The organism is Microbacterium sp. DWRC1-3 (assembly GCF_049896645.1).
GTDB lineage: Bacteria > Actinomycetota > Actinomycetes > Actinomycetales > Microbacteriaceae > Microbacterium > Microbacterium maritypicum.
In genome coordinates, this window is sequence record NZ_JAFCUS010000002.1 from 712,441 (window position 1) to 731,072 (window position 18,632).

Here is an 18,632-nt window from a genome sequence, read left to right on the forward strand (position 1 = left end):
AACCCGATCGAGGAGACAGCACCGATGATGTCCGCTCCAGATGACGAGAACCGCGCGGTTCCCGTCTCGCACCGTAGAAGTCGGGGGCGCATCGGCGCTCTCGCCGTGACCTGCGTCGCCGCGCTGAGCCTCGGCTCGCTGGCCGCGGTTCCCGCCACAGCCGACACCACGGGCACGGGGGTGGTGATCAACGAGGCGTATCTCTCCGGCGGCAGCGCCGGGGCGGCGTTCAAGAACAAGTTCGTCGAGCTGTACAACCCCACCTCTGCCCCGATCACCCTGGACGGGATGTCGCTGCAGTATCGATCGGCCACCGGCTCGGCCGCCTTCAACGGTGTGGCTCCGCTCACCGGTGTGATCCCGGCCGGCGGCTACTACCTGGTGCAGGGCAACAGCAACGGTGCGAACGGCGCCGAGCTGCCCGCGCCCGATGCCGTCAGCGCCCTGACCCCGAGCGGCACCAACGGCACGCTCGCGCTCGTCGAGGGCACTGCGGCTGTGAGCCTCACCCCCGGCTCCGTCGTGGGCGTCGACGGCGTCGTCGACCTGCTGGGCTACGGCACCTCCAACACCTTCGAGGGCACCGCCGCCACCGCACCGGCAGGCAACACCGACGTCAAGTCGCTCAACCGCACGGGCGGCGTCGACACCGACGTGAACAGCGCGGACTTCACGCTCTCCGCCACGATCACCCCGCAGAACTCCGGCGACACCGACCCGGGGACCGGCCCGGGCACCGACCCGACCGAGGCCACCATCGCCGAGGTCCAGGGCACGACCGACGTCTCCCCGCTGAGCGGGCAGACCGTGCGGGTCGAGGGCGTCGTCACCGCCGACTACCGCACCGGCGGCTACAAGGGCATCGTCATCCAGACGCAGGGCTCCGGCGGCGCGACGGATGCGACTCCCGGCGCCTCGGACGGCGTGTTCGTCTTCCTGAACGCCTTCAACCCCACTCTCGCGATCGGCGACCTCGTCTCGGTGACGGGCGCTGTGAGCGAGTACTTCGGGCAGACGCAGATCAACCCGGCCGCGGCCGGTGATGTCTCCGTCGTGACCGCTGGCGTCGGCGTTCCCGCCGTCACCCCGCTGCCCGCCGCGGCGCAGGGCGCCGACCGTGAGCAGTACGAGAACATGTACGTGGCGCCGGAGGGGACCTACCGTCTCGCCTCCAGCCACCAGCTGTTCAACTTCGGCACGCTCTGGCTGAACGCCGGCGACGCACTCGCCGTCAAGAGCACCGAGACCACGCGTCCGGGCGACGCGGCCGCAGCGATCGCGGCAGCGAACCGCGCCAACCGCATCCTGCTCGATGACGGCTGGTCCATCCAGGTCACGAACAACGGCCACCCCGGTGAGCAGCCCTACTTCACCAAGGAGACGGTGGTCCGAAACGGCGACACCGTCGACTTCGGCGACAACGGCTACGTGCTGCAGTGGGGCTTCAACGACTGGCGCCTGCAGCCGGTCGTGCCGATCGACGACTCCTCGTCCGCCGACCTCAAGGTCGGCTTCGAGGCGACGAACCCCCGCACCGACAGCGCACCGTCCGTGGGCGGCGACGTCCAGGTAGCGTCCTTCAATGTCTACAACTACTTCACGACGCTGAAGAGCGAGAACTCGAGCGCTCGGGGCGCGGCGAACGCGGCGCAGTTCGCGATCCAGAAGTCCAAGATCGTCGCGGCGATCAACGGACTCGACGCCGACATCGTCTCGCTCATGGAGATCGAGAATTCGGTCAAGCTGGGCAAGCCCATCGACACGGCCCTCAAAGACTTGGTCGCCGGGCTCAACGCCGACGCCGGCAGCGACGTGTGGGGTTACGTGCCGACGCCCTCCGCGTTGAACGACGCGGCGACGACCGACTTCATCACCAACGCGATCATCTACAAGAAGGATGCGGTCAAGCGGGTCGGCGACAGCGCCACCGTCACCGACGAGACCGTGTGGGGCAACGCCCGCGAGCCGATCGCCCAGGCGTTCGACATCGACGGCCGCGTCGTCACCGTCGTCGCGAACCACCTGAAGTCGAAGTCGCCGCCCGAGGGCGCGGGGGCGGAGCCGGCCGACGGCCAGGGCTTCTTCAACGCCGACCGCGTGAAGCAGGCGAACGCGATCCTCGCCTTCACCGCTGAGCTCGAGCAGACGACCGGTAGCGGCGACATGCTGCTGATCGGCGACTTCAACGCCTACGGCAAGGAAGACCCGATCGACGTCTTCACCTCCAACGGGTGGAGCGACCTCGTCGCCGACAAGGCCTCCGGTCAGTACACGTACACGTTCGACGGCGAGCTCGGCTCGCTCGACCACGTGATCGCGTCGCCGTCGCTCGCCTCGTCGATCACGGGCGCGGGCGTGTGGGGCATCAACTCGCCGGAGTGGAGCGACCGCGGCTACGCGTTCGGTGCCACCGAGCAGGGAACGCCCTACCGCTCCAGCGACCACGACCCGATCATCGTGGGCGTCTCCTCGGAGATCCCGCCGGTGAGCATCGACGTCGTCACGGTCAACGACTTCCACGGTCGGATCGAGGCCGACGGCGCCGCCGCGGGTGCTGCGGTCCTCGCCGGTGCGGTCAAGCAGTTCCGCGAGGCGAACCCGAACACGATCTTCGCCGGAGCCGGCGATCTGATCGGTGCATCCACGTTCACCTCCTTCATCAACGACGACAACCCCACGATCGACGCGCTCAACGCGGCCGGCCTCGACGTCAGCGCGGCGGGCAACCACGAGTTCGACCAGGGCTGGGAAGACCTTCGCGACCGGGTGCAGGAGCGCGCGGACTGGGAGTACATCTCCTCGAACGTGTTCGTCACCGAGACCGGCGAGCCCGCGCTCGCACCGGCCTGGGTGAAGGAGCTCGACGGGGTCCGGGTCGGATTCGTCGGTGCGGTCACCGAAGACCTCGACTCGCTCGTCTCGCCCGAGGGCATCAAGGACCTCGAGGTCCGCAGCATCGTCGACTCCGTGAACGCGGTGGCCGACGATCTGCGCGACGGCGACGAGTCCAACGGCGAGGCGGATGTCGTCATCCTGCTCGTCCACGAGGGCGCTTCCAGCGTCGAGCTGTCCAGCATCACGCCGGACTCGCCCCTGGGCGAGATCGTCTACGGCGTCGATGACGACGTGGATGCCATCGTGTCGGCGCACACCCACCTCGCCTACAACCACGTGATCGACGGCCGTCCGGTCGTCTCCGCGGGGCAGTACGGCGAGAACCTGGGCCTGATGAACATCAAGGTCGACCCGAAGACGAAGGACCTGATCTCGATCACCAACGAGATCAAGCCCCTCACCGCTGCGGGCAAGCCACTGTATCCGGCCGTCCCCGAGGTGGCCGACATCGTCGCCAAGGCGAAGGCCGAGGCCGATGTGCTGGGCGCGATCAAGGTCGGAGACATCACCGCCGACTTCAACCGCGCGCGTCAGACGAACGGATCCGAGAACCGCGGTGGCGAGTCCACCATCGGCAACTTCGTCGCCGACGTGCAGAAGTGGTCCACGGGTGCCGATGTGGCGATCATGAACCCGGGTGGTATCCGGGCGAACCTCACGTACGCTTCGGCCGGAGCATCCGATCCCGATGGCAACGTCACGTACCGCGAGGCGGCGACGGTCCAGCCGTTCGCGAACACGCTGGTGACGCTGACGCTCACGGGTGCGCAGCTGAAGGGCGTGCTCGAGGAGCAGTGGCAGCCGGCGGGTTCGGCTCGCCCGTTCCTGAAGCTCGGCGTCTCGGAGGGGCTGATCTACACCTACGACCCCGCCGCGGCACAGGGTTCGCGGATCACCTCGATCACGCTCGACGGCACACCGCTCGACCCGGCGGCGAACTACACCGTCGCTGCCAACTCGTTCCTCGCGGCCGGTGGAGACAACTTCTTCACCTTCAAGCAGGGCACGGGCAAGCGCGACACCGGCAAGATCGATCTGCAGTCCATGGTCGACTGGTTCGACGCGAACAAGACCGCGAGCCCCGACTACGCCCAGCGCGCGGTCGGCGTGGCGGTCACCCCCGCGGACGCCGACGGCTACAGCGCCGGCGACCAGGTCACCGTGTCGCTCTCCTCGCTGGCGTTCAGCGCCGGTGAGCCGGCCCCGGGTGAGGTGTCGCTGTCGCTCGGCGGCACGCAGCTCGCGGCCGGTGCGATCGACCCGTCGGTGGTCGACACCACCGACGAGGGCGGGCGCGCCAGCCTGACCTTCACGGTGCCGTCCGGCGTGTTCGGTGAGCAGGTGCTCACCGTCGCCGTCGCCGGTACCGGAACCACGGTGCAGGTGCCGTTCACGATCGCCGGCGAAGAGGAGTTCGCGGGAACGATCGCGCTCGGCTCGTCCAAGGTGACCGCGGGCAAGAACCTCAAGGTCACCGGGGAGGGCTACGCGCCCGGCGAGACCGTGAGCATCGAGCTGCGTCCGAAGAAGGGCAAGCCGGTGCAGGTCGGCACGGTCCAGGTGCGCGCAGACGGCACGTTCAGCACCTCGGTCACCGTTCCCAAGAGCGCCCCGTCGGGCAAGTACACCGTCGCGGCGTCGCAGGCCGACGGAGACGCGGCCACAGCCACCGTCACCGTCAACCGCGCCGGAGGCATCATCGGTGCGATCCTCGACTGGCTCTGGGAACTGCTGACCCGGTGGTTCTGATCCGGGAAGAGCGGAACTGATCCGGTAACCGGATGACACGGACGAAGGCCGTCGGGTGCGAACCCGGCGGCCTTCGTCGTCTCCTCTCCGATGCGCCGGCGACCGGATTCGACACGATTTCCCGACGGCTAGACTGGAGGCATGCCCGAACCGAAAGTCGCCAGCTTTCCGGCGATCCGCGGTGCGCTGAAGTTCTACCAGATCGCGTCGATCATCACAGGAGTCATGCTGCTCCTGCTGCTCGCCGAGATGGTGCTGAAGTACACGCCGATCCACCTCGAGCTCTTCCTCGGAGGCTCCGGGGGGCCGCTCTGGTTCGCCGGCGTCCTGGCCGGGCCCGACTGCCAGTGGTGGTCGCTCTTCGCCCCGTGGACGAACTCGTGCGAGATGACCTCGCTCGGCGACGGGTTCAACGTGTCGCTGTTCATCCTCGTGGCGCACGGCTGGTTCTACGTCGTGTACCTGTTCTCGTGCTTCCGCATGTGGAGCCTGATGCGCTGGCCGTTCCCGCGCTTCATCCTGCTCGCGCTCGGCGGTGTCATCCCGCTGCTGTCGTTCTTCATGGAGGCGATCGTCGCCCGTGAAGTGAAGACCTATCTCGCCACCAGGGAGTCCGCAGAGACTTCCGCCCCCGCCCCGGAAGGTGTCCGTTGACCGAACAGTCCGAGACCCAGCAGCGCCCTGCGCTCGTCGTCGACTTCGGCGCGCAGTACGCGCAGCTGATCGCCCGTCGCGTCCGCGAGGCGGGTGTCTACAGCGAGATCGTGCCGCACACCGCCACGGCCGAGGAGATCGCCGCCAAGAACCCGGTCGCGATCATCCTCTCCGGTGGTCCTTCGTCGGTGTACGAAGAGGGTGCTCCGCGCCTGGACCCGGCGGTCTTCGACCTCGGTGTGCCGACCCTCGGCATCTGCTACGGCTTCCAGTACATGGCCCAGACTCTCGGCGGAGAGGTCGCGAACACCGGCCTGCGTGAGTACGGGGCGACGGATGCCGTGATCACGGGTGACGGCGGAACACTGCTGGGCGGTCAGCCCGCGCAGCAGAACGTCTGGATGAGCCACGGCGACCAGGTCGCCAAGGCCCCGGAGGGCTTCGACGTGCTCGCGACGACGGATGCGACCAAGGTCGCGGCGTTCGCGAACGAGGAGCGCGGCTTCTACGGCGTGCAGTGGCACCCCGAGGTCAAGCACTCCGACCACGGCCAGCGCGTGCTCGAGAACTTCCTGCACAAGGGTGCGGGCCTCGCCTCCGACTGGAACAGCGGCAACGTGATCGCCGAGCAGATCGAGCGCATCCGTGAGCAGGTCGGCGACGCTCGCGTGATCTCGGCCCTCTCCGGAGGTGTCGACTCCGCCGTCTCCACGGCCCTCGTGCACAAGGCGATCGGCGACCAGCTCACGGCGGTCTTCGTCGACCACGGGCTGCTCCGCAAGGGCGAGCGCGAGCAGGTCGAGAAGGACTACGTGGAGTCCACCGGTGTGCGACTGATCACGGTCGACGCGGCCGACACCTTCCTCGGCCACCTCCAGGGTGTGACCGACCCCGAGGAGAAGCGCAAGATCATCGGACGCGAGTTCATCCGCGCGTTCGAGAAGGTGCAGCTCGACCTCGTCGCCGAGGCCAAGGCCTCGGGCGGCGCCCCGGTGAAGTTCCTCGTGCAGGGCACGCTGTACCCCGACGTCGTCGAGTCCGGCGGCGGTGCGGGTACCGCGAACATCAAGTCGCACCACAACGTGGGCGGTCTTCCCGACGACCTCGACTTCGAGCTGATCGAACCGCTGCGCGCCCTGTTCAAGGACGAGGTGCGTGCGATCGGTCGCGAGCTCGGCATCCCCGAGGCGATCGTCGGACGTCAGCCGTTTCCGGGGCCCGGTCTCGGTATCCGGATCATCGGTGAGGTCACCGCTGACCGTCTCGAGATTCTGCGTGAGGCCGACGCCATCGCCCGCGAGGAGCTGACGAAGGCCGGTCTCGACCAGGAGATCTGGCAGTGCCCCGTCGTGCTGCTGGCCGATGTGCGCTCGGTGGGCGTGCAGGGCGACGGCCGCACCTACGGTCACCCGATCGTGCTGCGCCCGGTGTCGAGCGAAGACGCCATGACGGCCGACTGGACCAGGCTGCCGTACGACGTGCTCTCGAAGATCTCCAATCGCATCACCAACGGTGTCCGTGACGTCAACCGCGTCGTGCTCGACGTCACGTCGAAGCCGCCGGGGACGATCGAGTGGGAGTAGGGAGCGCGACGCTCCCCGACGCGGCGCCGGCACTTCCCGACGCCGCGTACGTGGTGCTGTCCAGCCGGCTGATCCCCGGCATGGACGGCGGCTACACGATCGCGACACTCGCACGTGCGCGTCAGCTCGCCGCCGCCGGTGTCGCCGACGGCACAGGACCGCAGCTGCTCACCTTCGATCCGGGAACAGCCGCCGACCATGCCGAGCACCGGCGGGCTTTCGCGGAGCAGGGCGCACTCGCCGACCCTTCGCGTCTGCGCAATCTGTTCGATGAAGCGGTTGCGGAAGGCGGGGGAGCGGCCGACTGGCTGCGTGCCGCCGCCGACGCCGCCGTGAGCGCCGATCCCGACGTCGAGTACCGGGTGCTGGCTGATCCCGAGGGGCGACCCTTCGTCGCGCTGCCGGTGATCCCGGGGAACCCGGATTGGCACCTGACCGAGGAGCCCGTGCTCGTGTACGACGCCGCGGGTGCGGTGGCCGGGGCTCTGCACGGGTTCCGCGGCCTCTACCGGGCCTGGCTCGACACGGTGACGGACGCGTTCGGCGACCGGCAGATCATCGTGATCTGCGAGTCCCGACAGCTGGGCGAACTCATCGCCGACTGGTCCGACCCGCGCGTGCGCATCCTGCACACGATCCACACCATGCACGTGGAGGCGCCGTACACCCCGGATGCGCCGATGAACACGCTCTGGACGCGGTGGTTCCGCGTGGCGGACAGGTTCGACGCCGTGATCTGGCCGACCGCCACGCAGCGTGACGATGTGGTGGCACGGTTCGGCTCCTCGGCCTCTCACGTCCTGGTGCCGAACCCCATCGCGCCGGTCGAACGCCGCGATGATCTGCGCGAAGACGGCCTGGTGGTCGTGCTCGGCCGCCTCGCACCCGGAAAGCGCATCGATCATGCCATCCGCGCGTTCGTCGCCGCAGGCGTTCCCGGCACCCGGATGGAGATCTGGGGCGGAGGCCCCGAAGAGGACCGACTGCGGGCACTCATCGAAGAGCTCGACGCCGCCGACCGCGTGCTGCTCGCCGGCTACACCGACTCACCGGGGACCGTGCTCGACCGGGCATCGATGATCGTCACCGCGACCGCCTTCGAGGGGCAGCCGTTGTCGATCGTGGAAGCGCTCCTGCACGGTGCGCCCGTCGTGTCGTACGACGCCCGCTACGGCATCCGCGACGTGCTCGAACAGGGCGGCGGCGTGCTGGTCCCCAGCGGCGACGTCGACGCGCTCTCCGAGGCGATCCGCGCACTCCTGACCGACCCGGAACGACTCGCGGTGCTGAGCGCCGAGGCCCCGTCGGTCGCTGCAGCGTGGAGCCCTCAGCGTTCGCTCGACGCGCTGACCGCCGTGATCGCCGATGCCGCCGCGCGCCCGTCGCGTCGCGCTTGACCGTCGTCGCGCGATCGTCGTCGAGGGACCACCCCTCACCGCACCGCCCGCGAGAACTTTCTTCGGAGAGAATTCCGGGATGATGTCGATCCGGGCCGTTCCCGTTCGACGTCATTGATGAGAGGGTCGAGAGACGGCCCTTCGAACAAGGAGAACATCATGAAGTTCATGCTCATCATGCGCGCGACCGACGAGGCCGTCGAGGCGTACAAGGAGATGCCGTTCGAGCAGGTCATCGAGGCCATGGGCAAGTACAACGAGTCGATGATGAAGGCCGGAGTGCTCGTCGCCGGCGAGGGTCTGACCGACGCCGCCGAGGGTTTCGTGGTCGACTTCAGCGCCGAGAAGCCGCTCATCACCGACGGCCCCTACGGCGAGACCAAGGAGCTGTTCAACGGTTTCTGGATTCTCGAGGTCTCTTCCCGCGAAGAGGCTGCGGAGTGGGCCAGCCGCGCGCCTCTCGGACGCGGGTCGTACCTCGAGGTGCGCAGGGTGACCGGAGTCGAGGACTTCCCCGCCGACAACGAGTGGATCGAGAAGGAAGCCGGCTGGCGCGAGGAGCAGGCTCAGCGCGCCCAGCAGTGAGGCGATAGCGGCGATGCACGCTTCCGCTCACGGTGAGACGGCGCGTTCGGCACCCGACCCCGGGTCTGCCCAACGCGCCGTCTCCGCCGTCTGGCGCATCGAGTCCGCCCGCATCGTTGGTGCTCTCACCCGGATGGTCGGCGACTTCGGTCTCGCGGAGGAGCTGGCCCAGGAAGCGCTCGTCGATGCGTTGCAGCAGTGGCCGACGGATGGGGTTCCTCGCAACGCCGGTGCCTGGCTCACGGCGGTGGCCAAGCGCAGGGCCGTCGACCGATGGCGACGGCAGGAGCGCCTCGACGAGCGTCTCGCCCTGCTCGCGCACGACCTCGAGCAGGAGCAGGGGAAGGGCGGAGACCTGCTGTGGGATCCGGATGCCGTCGACGACGATGTGCTGCGTCTGATCTTCATCTCCTGCCACCCTGTGCTCTCCCGGGAGGCTCAGGTCGCTCTGACCCTGCGTGTCGTGGGAGGGCTGTCCAGCGAGGAGATCGCGCGCGCCTTCCTGGTGCCGACCGCCACCGTGCAACAGCGCATCGTCCGTGCGAAGAAGACGCTGGCCGCCGCGAACGCCCCGTTCGAGGTTCCCCCGCGTGAGGAACGCGCCCAGCGCATCGGTGCGATCCTCGGCGTGCTGTACCTGATCTTCAACGAAGCCCATGCCGCCAGCAGCGGTCCCGAGTGGATGCGTCCGGAGCTGAGTGACGAGGCCATCCGCCTGGGCCGGGTGCTCGCCGCACTGATGCCGCAGGAGCCCGAGGTGCACGGACTGCTGGCGCTGATGGAGCTGACGGCGGCGCGGTTCGCCGCGCGGGTGGATCGCCACGGCGACCCCGTGTTGCTGGCCGACCAGGACCGCAGGCGCTGGGACCGCAGCCGCATCGCGCGCGGGCGGGCGTCCCTGGCGAGAGCGGACGCGCTCGGACGCGGACGCGGCGCCTACTGCCTGCAGGCCGCGATCGCCGAGTGTCATGCGGTTGCCCGGTCGGTCGATGAGACCGACTGGGACCGGATCGTGCTCCTGTACGAGGCACTCGGCCGCATCTCCCCGTCGCCGGTCGTGGAGCTCAACCGTGCCGCAGCCGTCGCGATGGCCACCGGGCCCGCGTCCGCGCTGCGCATCGTCGATGAGCTGACGGGTTCGGGGGCACTGCGCGGCTACCACCTGCTGCCGGCGACGCGGGGTGAGCTGCTGCGTCGGCTCGGGCGCGAGGAGGAGGCGAGGAGCGAGTTCGTCGTCGCCGCCGGTCTCGCTGGCAACGATCGGGAGCGGGCGCTGCTGGAGCGGAAGGCGAGCGGGGCCGAGAAATGACTCGTCCCCCTCGGAAGCCGGAGCTGCCGAGGGGGACGAGCGGTGGGATCGACGTGCACGACGTCGCTTCCCCGGTGTGTCAGCTGCGCGCCTTCTGGCCGCGACCGGCGATCAGGCCGTAGATCAGGAGCACGATGATGGAACCCGCGATGGCGAGGAGCCAGGTGCCGAGGTCCCAGAACTCGGTGAGCGGACGGTTGAGGATCAGACTGCCGAGCCAGCCGCCGAGCAGCGCACCGACGACGCCGAGGAGCAGCGTGATGAACCAGCCGCCACCCTGCTTGCCGGGAAGGATCAGCTTGGCGATGGCTCCGGCGATGAGGCCGAGAAGAAGAAAGCCGAGAAAACTCATGGTCAGCTCCTGTGGATCGGGAGCCCCGGGGTGCCGGGGCTTCTGACATCCACATTGCCGATGTCGCTGCCTGAGTGCCAACCCCTTGCGCGCACGCCCCCGGGTATGCAAAGAGGTCCGCCTCCCTCGGGAGACGGACCTCTTCGTGATCTCGTGACGTGCGACGTCAGTTGTTGCCGCGGACGATCGCGATGATGCGCAGGATCTCGATGTAGAGCCAGACCACCGTGACCATGATGCCGAAGGCGCCGAGCCAGCCGTACTGGCGGGGAGCGCCGTTGCGGACGCCCTGCTGGATCTGGTCGAAGTCGAGCACGAGCGAGTACGCCGCCATGATCACGACGAGAACGCCGATGATGACACCGAGCGGGATGCCCATGATGTTGGCGCTGAGCATTCCGAACGCCTGTCCCTCGGGCAGCACGCCGGTCCACATGAGGACGACGTTCAGCAGCGAGAAGACCAGGTAGCCGATCATGGCGATCATGAAGATCTTGGTCGCCTTCTTCGACGCGCGGATCTTGCCGCTCGCGAAGAGGGCCAGGGTCACACCGACGACCGAGACGGTCGCGAGGGTCGCCTGGAAGACGATGCCGGGGTAGATGACCTCGAAGAACGACGAGATGCCACCGATGAAGAGGCCCTCGAACGCGGCGTAGGCGAAGATCAGCGCGGGCCGGACCTTCTTGCGCGACGTGAACGTGATGACCATCGCGAGCACGAAGCCGCCGAGTGCGCCGACGATCCACGGCAGCATGTTGGGCTGGAAGTCGCTGTACGGGTTGTACTTCGGCACATCCAGGCCACCGAGCGTCAGCACCCAGCCGATCGCGGCGGTGACGAGAAGGATGCCGAACAGGCCGGCGGTCTTCCAGACCGTGTCCTCGACCGACATGCGGTCGGTCTCGATGGCACCGGCCGGCGGGGCGGCGTACATGCCTTCGAGCTGCGCGTTGGCGGCGGCGTCCATCGCCCCGTGCTGGAGCGAGGCATTCTGCGCGCCCTGGGCAGCCTGAGGTCCGCCCGGGTACGTCGCGACGTTGCGCGGGTCCTGCTGCTGGAAAGCAGGGTTGTTGAAAGCGAAGTTGCTCATTGGTGGGCCTCACTCCAAAGGGGGGTAGTAGGTCTCTTGCCTCAACGATACTCGGGAGGGGACGTCGACGGGGTGTTCTACGCTGAGAGCGTGCCCAGGAAATCACCCCTCGTCATCGGGCACCGCGGTGCGCCCGGCTACCGTCCGGAGCACAGTCGCTCCTCCTACGAGCTCGCGCTCGCCATGGGAGTCGATGCGGTCGAGCCCGACGTCGTGGCGACGAAGGACGGTGTGCTCATCGTGCGGCACGAGAACGAGATCTCGGGCACGACCGATGTGGCCGAGCACCCCGAGTTCGCCGACCGCAAGACGACCAAGCGCGTCGACGGGCAGGCGCTGACCGGCTGGTTCAGCGAGGACTTCACCTGGGCCGAGCTGTCCACGCTGCGCATCCGCGAACGACTGCCGGAGGTGCGGACGTCGAGTGCGAGCTTCGACGGCGCCCAGCCGATCCTGCGCCTCCGGGACGTGCTCGACATCGTGCGCGACGGGTCGGCGGAGCACGGACGCGAGATCGGTGTGGTGCTCGAGGTCAAGCACGCCACGTACTTCGCGAGCATCGGCCTCGACCTGGCCCCGCTGATCGACCGCGAGCTGCGCGAGGCCGGATGGGCGGAGGGCGAGCTGCCGCTGGTGATCGAGTGCTTCGAGTCGACGGTGCTCGGTCAGCTGCGCGAGCGCGGGATCTCTGCGTCGTACATCTATCTGATCGAGGCATCGGGACGTCCGTACGACCTCCTGACGGCCGAGGGCTCGCACGCGCTCACATACAAGGCGACGGTGAAGGCTCAGGGACTCGACGGCCTCGTCGGGCGCGTCGACGGCATCAGCGTGAGCAAGAAGATGCTGCTCGACCGCGGCAACACGATCGTCGCCGACGCGCACGCACGAGGCCTCCAGGTGTTCACCTGGACGTGCCGCCCGGAGAACGCCTTCCTCGCGGCGGAGTTCCGCGGCCAGGGTGGACGCGGCGACTACGGCGACTACGAGGCGGAGTGGGGAGTCATCGCCCGCCAGGGCATCGACGGCGTGTTCGTCGATCATCCGGATCTGGGCGTCGCCTTCTTCCGCAGCTGACCTGCGCGCGGGCTCAGAGTGCGTGGAGCCCGCTCAGAGCGTGCGGTCGAAGGCGCCCCTGCGGGTGGAGACGATCTCCTTGCCGAGCGGCATGAGAGAGACCGGCACCATCTTGAAGTCGGCGATGCCCATCGGGATGCCGATGATCGTGATGCACAGCAGGATGCCCGAGACGATGTGGCCGATCGCGAGCCACCACCCCGCGAGGATCACCCACAGCACGTTGCCGAGGAACGACCCGACGCCCGCGGTCGGCTTGCTGATGACCTCGCGGCCGAACGGCCAGATCGCGTAGGCGGCGATGCGGAAGGAGGCGATCGCCCACGGGATAGTGATGATCGGGATGCACAGCAGGATGCCGGCCAGGACGTACCCGAGGAAGAGGGCCCATCCGGCCAGGATGACCCAGATGATGTTGAGGATCGTGCGCATGAGCTGATTGTGTCACCTGTGTTCGGGTGGGCCTGAGCATCCGCCCCGAGGTCCGGGGTGCGACGGCTCCCCGATGCCAGACTGACCGCATGACCGGAATCGTGGTGCAAGACGTCAGTAGAGCGTTCGGGACGGTGCAGGCGGTGAGGGGGGCTACTCTTCGGGCCGAGCCCGGCCGCGTGACCGGCCTCGTGGGGCCGAACGGAGCAGGCAAGACGACGCTGCTCCTGATGCTCGCCTCCCTCCTCGCCCCCGACACCGGGACGATCAGCATCGGGGGTGTCGATCCATCCGTCGATCCGCTGGCGGCGAGACGTCTTCTCGGGTGGATGCCGGACGCTCTCGGCGCTTGGCCGTCGCTCACGGCGCGGGAGACCATCGTCACGACCGCTCGCCTGTACGGCATCGACAAGCCCGAGGCCGCGGTCCGTGCCGAGCAGCTGCTGGCGCTCGTCGGGCTCGCCGACCTCGCCGATTCCCCCGCGAAGGTGCTGTCCCGCGGGCAGAAGCAGAAGCTCGGACTGGCCCGTGCCCTCGTGCACGACCCGAAGGTGCTGCTCCTCGACGAGCCGGCTTCCGGCCTCGACCCGGAGGCGCGTGTGCAGCTGCGCGTGCTGCTGCGCCGTTTCGCAGCGGAGGGCCGCACGGTGCTGATCTCGAGCCACATCCTCTCGGAGCTCGAGGAGGTCGTCGACGACGCGGTGTTCCTCGTCGCCGGTGCCGTCGTCGATGCCGCTCCCGCGCGGAGCATGGTGCGCGCCTGGCGGGTGCGCCTCGCCGGCGCGACCGAGGAGCGGATGAAGGCCGACGCCTGGCAGGTGGCCTCGAACCTCGGCATCGCCCCCGAGTCGCTCGCCCAGGATCGCGGCGCGGTGCTCGTCGGGTTCGAGGGGGAGGACGCCGCGGCGCAGGCCCTGCGGCATCTCGTCGAAGCAGGACTCCCTGTCGTGGAGTTCGCACCGGCGCAGAGCCAGCTGGAGCACACGTTCCTGAACCTGCAGCACACGACACCACATCAGGCACCCACCGGAACGGAGGCGGGCGCATGAGTCTCGCGAACATCGGCATCATCGCCCGACTCGAACTGACCCAGCGCCTGCGCAGTGTGGGCTGGTACGTGCTGCTCGGCGTCTTCGCCCTGGTGCTGCTCGGCGTCACGGGGCTCTCGTTCGCCGTGTACTCCTGGGGCGATGCCATCGGCGCAGGCGTGTACTCGATCGTCGTCAACATCGTGCTGCTGCTCGTCGTGCTGGTGTCGCCGACGCTCAGCGGCAATGCGATCAACGGGGATCGGGATGCGGCGACGCTCGCCGCGGTGCAGGTGACCGCCGCATCGACCGGTGACATCATGCTCGGCAAACTCGTCGCGGCGGTCGCCACCGGCGGAGCGTTCCTCGTCGTCGCGCTGCCTTTCCTCGCCCTGTCGCTGCTGGGAGGAGGAGCGAACCCGGTCGTGCTGCTCCTCTCGCTGCTCGTGCTCGCGGCGGAGATCATCATCGTGGCCGCGATCGGCGTGGGTCTGAGCGGACTCATCGCCCGTCCGCTGTTCTCGGTCGCGACGACCTATCTGGTCGTCGCCGCGCTCGTGTTCGGTACGCTCATCGCGTTCGGGCTCGGCGGCATGGCGGTGCGCAGCGAGGCGACCGTCTATTCGCGTCCGTACGACGCCAACGGCAACCCCGACTGTGATCGCTGGGAGGTCAACAGCACGCAGGAGGTGCCGCGGTTCGACCTGGTCTGGTGGACGCTCGCCGCGAACCCGTTCATCGTCCTCGCCGATGCGACCCCGACCGAGTTCTCGCCGGAGGGGTATCCGGTCGACATGTTCGGTCAGATCAAGTACGGCCTGCGCAGCGCCCAGCAGTCTCCGCTCGAGCAGCGCTGGGACCCGTGCGACGGGGATGGCCAGACACCTACGGCCGAAGAGGTGATCGCTTCGTCGGTGCCGAGCTGGTTCGTCGGCCTCGGCGTACAGGTCGTCATCGCGGGCTCGCTGTTCGCCGGCGCCTGGGCGCGCACCCGGACGCCGGCTCGACGTCTGCCTCCGGGAACCCGCATCGCCTGAATGCTCCGGTCGCACCTCCTGTCGCGCTGAGCCGCGGCAGGCGACAGGATGTGCGACCGGAGCGGCACCGAGTGCGCTGACGAGGAGGATGCGGGCAATCGCCACCTCCCGTTCATCTGCCGTGCACCCGAGGGATCCTCTGCGGCCACGCGGGATCGGTGGTCTGGGCTGGTACCCGACTGAGTCCCCTCCCGGTCGGCCCCGCGACCAGCGGGGACCGCCGGCCCAGCCACCCAGGAGTCCTCCATGCCCCGCCTGCACAGTGCAGCGGCGGTCGCGGCGGTGTGCGCCTTGAGCGCCGCCGCCCTGCTCGCCACTCCCGCCGCCGCGATCGGTGCCGATCCCGGCATCCCCTCCGAGACGGTCTCGGCCGCTCCGAGTCTCGTGCTGAACGAGATCGTCTATGACGACGCGGCGACCGGTCTCGCCGACCAGGTCGAGATCTACAACGCCGGAGCGGAGACGGTCGACCTCACCGGATGGACCATCGCCGATGAGAAGCGCGACAGCTTCGGCACGGCTCCGCAGGGTACCTCGCTGGCTCCGGGGGAGTTCCTGGTGCTCGTGAAGGATGTCGACTTCGCCTTCGGGCTCGGCAAGGGCGACGAGGTCGTGCTCTTCGACCCGAGCGGCACCGAGGTCGACTCCTACGCCTACGAGAACACCGCACCGTTGTCGGTGTGGGCGCGCTGCCCCGACGGCACGGGGGCCTGGGCGCCGGCGACGGCGGCCACGCCCGGCACCCCCAACGACTGCTCGGTCGCACCGGTCGCCGGCTCCATCGTGATCAACGAGGTCGACTCGCAGCCCGCCGACTGGGTGGAGTTCCACAACCCCGGCACCGAGGCGCTCGACATCTCGGGCTACGAGATCCGCGACAACTCCGATGACCACCGCTGGCAGTTCCTCGACGGCACGCAGATCGGAGCGGGACAGTTCCTCGTCGTCGAGGAGGGGACGGTGGGTCTCTCCGGCGGTGTCGAAGCCGCGTTCCGTGAGCCGATCGGCATCGGCAGCGCCGACCGCATCCGCCTCTACAACGCCTCCGGCGCGATGATCGACGACACTCTGCCGTGGCAGGGGCACGCCGCGATCGACGGAGACTTCGCTGCAGCCACCCTCGCGCGATGCCCGGACGGCGTCGGCGCCTTCGTGCTCGCCCGACCGACTCCGGGGGCGACGAACTCGTGTGTCATGCCCGACGTCGTCATCAACGAGATCGAGTCGAACGGCGATGCCACCGACTGGGTCGAGGTCGTGAACACCGGCACCACGTCAGTCGACCTGTCCGGCTGGACAGTGATGGACAACGACCCCGCAGGCCATGCAGCCGAGACCACACCGCTGCCGGCGGGCACGATCGTGCAGCCGGGCGGCTACTTCGTCTTCGACCAGCCGGCGAACTTCGTCTTCGGACTCGGCAACGGCGACACCGTCACCGTCCGTGACGCGAACGGCAACACGGTCGACGAGCACACGTACGCCGCGCACGCCGCCGGCGTCCTCGCCCGTTGTGCGGACGGCACGGGCGATCTCATCGACATCGCGGTCTCGACCAAGGGACTGCGCAACGCCTGCGGCAACCCCGTGCGCATCAACGAGGTCGAATCCGACGGCGGCTCGCCCGACGACTGGGTGGAGCTGGTCAACCCGACCGGCACCGCGCTCGACGTGTCGGGCATCGTGGTGAAGGACGACGACGACACCCACGCCTACGCGATCCCGGCCGGCACCAGCATCGGCGCGGGGGAGTACCTCGTGATCGAGCGGGCCCAGCTCGGCTTCGGCCTCGGCGCCGGCGATGCGGTGCGGGTGTTCGACGGCGACCTGCTCGTCGACGAGGCCTCCTGGGGCGACGGCCACGCGGCGACCACCTGGGGCCGCTGCCCCGACACCACGGGTGCCTTCGCCGGCACGGCCGAATCCACGAAGGGCGCGGCCAACGTCTGCGCGGGAGAGATCGCGGTGGCGACGTGGCCCGGCTCTGCCGACGTGCGCGTGGTCGACAGCATCCCGACGTTCCTCGAAGACAGCTCAGGACTCGACGTGCAGGAGACCGCCGATGGCGCCTTCCTCTGGGCGGTCGACAACGGCGAGGGTCGGATCTGGAAGCTCGAGGCGCACGCCGACGGCTCGGTCGAGAAGGCCGACGGATGGGATGCGGGCAAGCGCGTGCGCTTCCAGAAGGATGCCGCGAACCCGGCAGCCGCGGGCCCCGACACCGAGGGCATCACGGTCGACGGCGACGGCTTCGTGTACGTGGCCTCCGAACGGGACAACAGCGCCAAGGGTGTGAACCAGAACGTGGTGCTCAAGGTCGACCCCGACGCCTCGAACGGCGACCTCGTCGCTCAGCAGGAATGGGATCTGACCTCTCTGCTGCCGGCCGTGGGTGCGAACCTCGGCATGGAGGCCGTGCAGTGGGTGCCGGACGCGGCGCTGGCCGGGAAGCTCTTCGACGACAGCAAGAGTGCGGCGTACGACCCGAAGAGCTACGCCGGTCACGGCGGTGGGCTGTTCTTCGTCGCGGTCGAGGACAACGGCCACGTCTACGCCTTCGCCCTCGGGTCCGACGGTTCGGCGACGCTGGTCTCGGAGATCGCCCCCGGTCTCACCGGAGTGATGGCGCTCGACTACGACAGCGTGCGCAAGACGCTGTGGGCCGTGTGCGACGACGGCTGCCAGGGCCGCTCGGCGGAGATCACGCTGAACGGCACCGCGCAGCCGGGCACCGCCCACTACGCCCGCCCCGCCGGTATGCCCGACATCAACAACGAGGGCTTCGCGACCGCGCCGGCCTCGCTGTCGGTCGACGGGCAGCGTCCGGTGTGGTGGTTCGCCGACGGCTTCGCGTCCGAAGCGCTGCGCACCGGGACGCTCCCCGGAGCCAGCGGTGAGAACCCGGGCGGTGAGACCCCGCCGCTTCCGGGCACCGGCCTCGTCGACGACAACCGCAACGGTCTGACGGTGGACCCCTCGATCGCGACACCCGGGCAGAAGGTCACCGTCACCGTCGGTGTGAAGAGTGCGGGCGCGCAGGTATCGGTGTGGATGTACTCCGACCCGTCGCGGATCGCGGCGGGGACGCTCACCTCCGCGGGCACGATCGCGGTGACGATCCCCGCCGATGCACCACTCGGCGCGCACCGGATCGCCGTGTTCGACGCGAGCGGTGGGATCCTCGGCTGGGCGGACATCCGCATCGCCGCAGGGACGGGCACCGGTGCCGGGACCGGCACCGGTGCAGGTGGACTCGCGACCACCGGCTCCGAGCTCCCCGTGGCGGCCGTCGCCCTGGCACTGATGCTCCTCACCGCCGGTGCGGTGGCCGTCCGCCGTCGGAAACGCGACGCCTGAGCCGGAGGAGGGGTGCGCAGGCCGACCGCGCACCCCTCCTCCTGCCGTCTGCGCCCCGGGATCCCGTGCCGTGGTGTCGGTGCC

Annotated in this window: 13 protein-coding genes; 10 read left to right on the forward strand and 3 right to left on the reverse strand. The window is 69.0% G+C overall.

Annotation, left to right across the window (positions count from 1 at the left end; genetic code table 11):
* Window positions 1-24 precede the first annotated feature (24 nt).
* From ACP699_RS16155 to ACP699_RS16180, 6 genes are all read left to right on the forward strand, one after another.
* Window positions 25-4,644: an ExeM/NucH family extracellular endonuclease gene (locus ACP699_RS16155; RefSeq protein ID WP_426172281.1), complete on the forward strand. Its 4,620-nt coding sequence runs from the start codon at window positions 25-27 to the stop codon at window positions 4,642-4,644.
* Between the two features lie 141 nt (window positions 4,645-4,785).
* A complete protein-coding gene (locus ACP699_RS16160) occupies window positions 4,786-5,298 on the forward strand; it encodes a DUF3817 domain-containing protein (protein ID WP_055870449.1) in 513 nt (170 codons plus the stop codon).
* Window positions 5,295-6,881: a glutamine-hydrolyzing GMP synthase gene (gene guaA / locus ACP699_RS16165; protein WP_055870451.1), complete on the forward strand. Its 1,587-nt coding sequence runs from the start codon at window positions 5,295-5,297 to the stop codon at window positions 6,879-6,881. Before ACP699_RS16160 ends, guaA begins: the two co-directional genes overlap by 4 nt.
* On the forward strand, window positions 6,872-8,278 hold the full coding sequence (locus ACP699_RS16170) for a glycosyltransferase (RefSeq protein WP_426172284.1): 1,407 nt from the start codon (window positions 6,872-6,874) through the stop codon (window positions 8,276-8,278). The genes guaA and ACP699_RS16170 overlap by 10 nt, the downstream gene beginning before the upstream one ends.
* A gap of 159 nt (window positions 8,279-8,437) precedes the next feature.
* Complete coding sequence (locus tag ACP699_RS16175; RefSeq protein WP_017828299.1) at window positions 8,438-8,863, forward strand: YciI family protein; 426 nt, start codon at window positions 8,438-8,440, stop codon at window positions 8,861-8,863.
* 13 nt (window positions 8,864-8,876) lie between these two features.
* Window positions 8,877-10,172 (forward strand): RNA polymerase sigma factor, encoded by a 1,296-nt coding sequence (locus tag ACP699_RS16180; RefSeq protein WP_426172285.1) that lies wholly within the window; start codon window positions 8,877-8,879, stop codon window positions 10,170-10,172.
* A 79-nt stretch (window positions 10,173-10,251) separates the two neighbouring features.
* On the opposite strand, the gene ACP699_RS16185 is transcribed toward ACP699_RS16180, so the two are convergent.
* Both ACP699_RS16185 and ACP699_RS16190 read right to left on the reverse strand, forming a co-directional pair.
* Window positions 10,252-10,524 carry a GlsB/YeaQ/YmgE family stress response membrane protein gene (locus ACP699_RS16185; protein WP_021198885.1) on the reverse strand — a complete coding sequence of 91 codons (273 nt, stop codon included), beginning with the start codon at window positions 10,522-10,524 and terminating at the stop codon, window positions 10,252-10,254.
* Between the two features lie 166 nt (window positions 10,525-10,690).
* Window positions 10,691-11,617 (reverse strand): Bax inhibitor-1/YccA family protein, encoded by a 927-nt coding sequence (locus tag ACP699_RS16190; RefSeq protein WP_055870460.1) that lies wholly within the window; start codon window positions 11,615-11,617, stop codon window positions 10,691-10,693.
* 90 nt (window positions 11,618-11,707) lie between these two features.
* Here ACP699_RS16190 and ACP699_RS16195 point away from each other — a divergent pair, with 90 nt between their 5' ends.
* A complete protein-coding gene (locus ACP699_RS16195; protein ID WP_031205375.1) occupies window positions 11,708-12,694 on the forward strand; it encodes a glycerophosphodiester phosphodiesterase family protein in 987 nt (328 codons plus the stop codon).
* Window positions 12,695-12,727: 33 nt separating this feature from the next.
* Here ACP699_RS16195 and ACP699_RS16200 read toward each other — a convergent pair whose 3' ends face one another.
* Entirely contained in the window at window positions 12,728-13,126 is a 399-nt protein-coding gene (locus ACP699_RS16200) for a YccF domain-containing protein (RefSeq protein ID WP_046748802.1), read from the reverse strand.
* Window positions 13,127-13,215: 89 nt separating this feature from the next.
* Here ACP699_RS16200 and ACP699_RS16205 point away from each other — a divergent pair, with 89 nt between their 5' ends.
* The 3 genes from ACP699_RS16205 (at window position 13,216) to ACP699_RS16215 (ending at window position 18,548) form a co-directional block, all read left to right on the forward strand.
* On the forward strand, window positions 13,216-14,175 hold the full coding sequence (locus tag ACP699_RS16205; protein ID WP_426172289.1) for an ABC transporter ATP-binding protein: 960 nt from the start codon (window positions 13,216-13,218) through the stop codon (window positions 14,173-14,175).
* Window positions 14,172-15,191 carry an ABC transporter permease gene (locus ACP699_RS16210; protein ID WP_055877415.1) on the forward strand — a complete coding sequence of 340 codons (1,020 nt, stop codon included), beginning with the start codon at window positions 14,172-14,174 and terminating at the stop codon, window positions 15,189-15,191. The genes ACP699_RS16205 and ACP699_RS16210 overlap by 4 nt, the downstream gene beginning before the upstream one ends.
* A gap of 246 nt (window positions 15,192-15,437) precedes the next feature.
* A complete protein-coding gene (locus ACP699_RS16215; protein ID WP_426172291.1) occupies window positions 15,438-18,548 on the forward strand; it encodes a lamin tail domain-containing protein in 3,111 nt (1,036 codons plus the stop codon).
* Window positions 18,549-18,632 lie beyond the last annotated feature (84 nt).